General features: G+C 70.9%; 3 protein-coding genes and 1 pseudogene. All 4 read right to left on the bottom strand.

Going from position 1 to position 3,177, the window contains the following annotated elements:
* Nucleotides 1-328 (bottom strand): annotated as a pseudogene (locus B2869_RS03465) (hypothetical protein); the annotation flags it as partial.
* 10 nt (nt 329-338) lie between these two features.
* Complete coding sequence (gene fgd, locus B2869_RS03460) at nt 339-1,373, bottom strand: glucose-6-phosphate dehydrogenase (coenzyme-F420) (protein WP_292762805.1); 1,035 nt, start codon at nt 1,371-1,373, stop codon at nt 339-341.
* Nucleotides 1,370-2,200 (bottom strand): coenzyme F420-0:L-glutamate ligase, encoded by an 831-nt coding sequence (gene cofE, locus B2869_RS03455; protein ID WP_292762802.1) that lies wholly within the window; start codon nt 2,198-2,200, stop codon nt 1,370-1,372. Before cofE ends, fgd begins: the two co-directional genes overlap by 4 nt.
* Nucleotides 2,197-3,168, bottom strand: a complete 972-nt coding sequence (locus B2869_RS03450; RefSeq protein ID WP_292762800.1) for a TIGR03557 family F420-dependent LLM class oxidoreductase — start codon at nt 3,166-3,168, stop codon at nt 2,197-2,199. Before B2869_RS03450 ends, cofE begins: the two co-directional genes overlap by 4 nt.
* Nucleotides 3,169-3,177: the final 9 nt, after the last annotated feature.

Here is a 3,177-nt window from a genome sequence, read left to right as displayed (position 1 = left end):
GCAAGTCGGGGGCCGCGCTCACGCCGAGCCCGATCGCCGCGGTCAGCCCTTCGCTGCGGTCGCGCACCAGTCGCACCCGCGGCAGCACACGCAGAGCGGTCGCCGTGACCTCGTCGCTCGTGACGACGATGACTTCGGCGACGCGCTCGCATGCGGTGGCCGCCTCGACCGTGTCGAGGGCGATCGCGCGGGCGAGGGGCTCGCGATCGACGCCGGGGATGCGCAACCGCGACTTGCCGATCTCGGCGCGCTTCACCGGGATCACCACGATCCACTCACGAGCGGGCACTCCCGGCAGCGGCACCCCGACTCCCGAACCGCGGATCATCTCCGTCGCCTCACCCGCGCAGTTCGGCAGCGGTGTCGCGCAACCGGGGGGCGATGTCGCGCTCGAAGAGCTGCAGGAACCGGCGCTGGTCGTGGCCCGGCGCATGGAAGACGAGGTGGTTGAAGCCCCAATCGATGTACTGCTGGATCTCGGCGGCCACGGCATCCGGGTCGTTCCCGACGATCCAGCGCTTGGCGATGGTCTCGAGCGGCAGCGCATCGGCGGCCTTCTCCATCTCGACGGGGTCGGTGATGTCGTGCTTCTGCTCCTTCGAGAGCGACAGCGGCGACCAGAAGCGGGTGTTCTCCAACGCCGCCTCCCGGGTCTCCTCGTACGACAGCTTGATCTCGATCATCCGGTCGTAGTCGTCGAACGAGCGCTCGGACTGCTCGAGCCCCTCTTTCACGGCCGGGAGCAGCTGGTCGACGTAGAGCTCCTGGCCCTTGCCCGAGGTGCAGATGAAGCCGTCGCCCGCGCGCCCGGCGTAGCGCGCGACCATCGGTCCGCCCGCGGCGATGTAGATCGGGATGCCCCCCTCGGGACGGTCGTAGATCGAGGCGTCGTGCGTGGAGTAGTACTCGCCGTCGAAGTTCACCCGGTCGCCCGACCACAACGCCCGCATCAGACGCACGGATTCGCGCAGCCGCGCATAGCGCTCCTTGAACTCGGGCCACTCCTGCTCCCCGGCGCCGCGGAATCCGGTCGCGATCTCGTTCAGCGCCTCGCCAGAGCCGACGCCGAGGATGATGCGGTCCTGGTACAGGCAGCCCAGGCTCGCGAACGCCTGCGCGAGCACGGCAGGGTTGTAACGGAAGGTCGGGGTCAGCACCGAGGTGCCGATGCGGATGCTCGACGTGCGCTCGCCCACCGCCGCCATCCAGGTGAGCGAGAACGGAGCGTGGCCGCCGGTGTGGCGCCAGGGCTGGAAGTGGTCGCTCGCGAACACGGACTGCATGCCGTGCGCCTCGGCCGCTACCGAGATCTCGACCAGCTCCCGCGGGTCGAACTGCTCTGCGCTGGCCTTGTATCCGAGGGTCAGTGTCATGTCGCATCCTTCGTGTCGGGTTCCTGCTGTGCGTGTAGGTGCTGTTCCTGGGTGCCGAGGTCCGCGAGCGCAGCGGCGTAACCGTCGCGGTATCCCTCGTCGAGTGCTTCGGCGGTGCCCAGCCAGAAGAGGTCGCGCTCCGCGCCGCGCACGATGCTCGCGGCCCCGGGCAGGGTGAGGGGTCCGACGAGATCGGAGCGGCCGCGCACCACGGCGACCGGGTTGCCGCTCGCCTTGCCCTTGACCAGATCTGCGGCCGCGGCGAGCTCGTCCGCGACACACGGGGTCGTGACGCTCAGGACCTTTCCCGCCTGGTCGGTCGTGCCACGGAGGTCGGCGATCATGTGCACGCCTCCGCCGCCGATCGCGACGTCGGTCTGCCCTTCGCGCCAGGGACGGCCGAGGGTGTCACTGAGGATCACGCCCACCTCCGCGCCCGTGGCCGCCCGCAGTCCCGCGGCGAGCGCACGCGCCGAACGGTCGGGGTCTTCGGGGAGCAGCAGCACCCAGCCGTCCGGGGTGTTGCTGGCATCGACGCCGGCGGCCGCGGCCACCATGCCGAGCCGGTTCTCGACGATGCGCATGGTGTGCCCGTCGAAGGTGCGCGAGGCGACGAGCCGCACGGTCTCGGCGGTGATGGCCTCTTCGCGGTCGGCGGCCTGTACGTAGCGGCCTTCGGCCTTGGAGACGATCTTCGAGGTGACGACGAGGATGTCGCCGTGGGCGAGCTCGACGCCGGTCGCGAGGATCAGGGCCACGAGGTCGTCGCCTGGACGCACCTCGCCCATGCCGGTGGGGGCGAAGACGGTGATCGCGGGGGCGCTCATGCGCGCACCTTCGGCAGCACGTCGCGACCGAACACCTCGACGAACTCCCGCTGGTCGGGCCCGACGTTGTGCAGGTAGATGCGCGTGAAGCCGAGGTCGGCGTACCGCTGGATCTGTGCGCGATGCACGTCGGGATCGGAGGAGATGGGCATCGACGCCCGCATGTCGTCGGCCGTCACCCCGCGCACGAGCTGCTCGAAGTCGTACGGCGAGCGCACGTCGCCCCGACGCATCCGGAGTCCGGCGACCGGCCACTCGGTCAGTGCGTTCGCGAGGGCCTGCTCGTCGGTCGGCGCCCACGAGAGCCGCAGCTGGAGCACCTTCGGGAGGGCCTCGGGGTCGTGCCCCGCCTCCCGTGCCCCCTCGGCGAATCGGGCGAGCAGCGGGGCGAGGCGCTCGACTTCGGCCGAGGTCGTGATCAGGCCGTCGGCGTTCCGGCCGGCGCGGCGAGCGGTGGCCGGGCCCGCCGTGGCCACGTAGACCGGTGGCGCAGTGGGCGGCATCGTCCAGAGCCGGGTCGATTCCATGCGGAAGTGCTCGCCACGGTGACGGGTGTCGCGACCGGCGATCGAGGCGGTGAAGAGCTTGCGGATCAGGTCGACGGCCTCGAACATGCGGTCGATGCGCTCGGCGGGTTCGGGCCAGTATTCGCCGACGATGTGCTCGTTCAGCGCCTCCCCCGATCCGACGCCGAGCCAGGCCCGGTCGGGGTAGAGGGTCGCCAGCGTCGCTGCGGCCTGCGCGACCACGGCGGGATGCGTGCGGAAGCCGGGGGTCGTGACGCCGGGGCCGAGGTCGCCGGTGGTGTGCGCGCCGATCGCGCCGAGCATGGTCCACACATGAGCGGCGTTGCGGTGGCGGGGAAGCCAGGGCTGGAAGTGATCGGTGGCCATGATCCCGCGGAACCCGTGCGCCTCGGCGAGGACGCAGTTCTCGATCACGGCGGCGGGCTCGATCTGCTCGAGCATCGCGGCCTA

It is taken from the genome of Microbacterium sp. UBA3486, assembly GCF_002377845.1.
GTDB lineage: Bacteria > Actinomycetota > Actinomycetes > Actinomycetales > Microbacteriaceae > Microbacterium > Microbacterium maritypicum_A.
Note: the sequence above shows the minus strand (reverse complement) of the source record. Positions and strands in the feature narration are given on the sequence as shown.

Coding starts and splice junctions, on each gene's coding strand:
- fgd (WP_292762805.1), bottom strand. CDS start 1,373: ATGACACTGACCCTCGGATACAAGGCCAGCGCAGAGCAGTTCGACCCG.
- cofE (WP_292762802.1), bottom strand. CDS start 2,200: ATGAGCGCCCCCGCGATCACCGTCTTCGCCCCCACCGGCATGGGCGAG.
- B2869_RS03450 (WP_292762800.1), bottom strand. CDS start 3,168: ATGCTCGAGCAGATCGAGCCCGCCGCCGTGATCGAGAACTGCGTCCTC.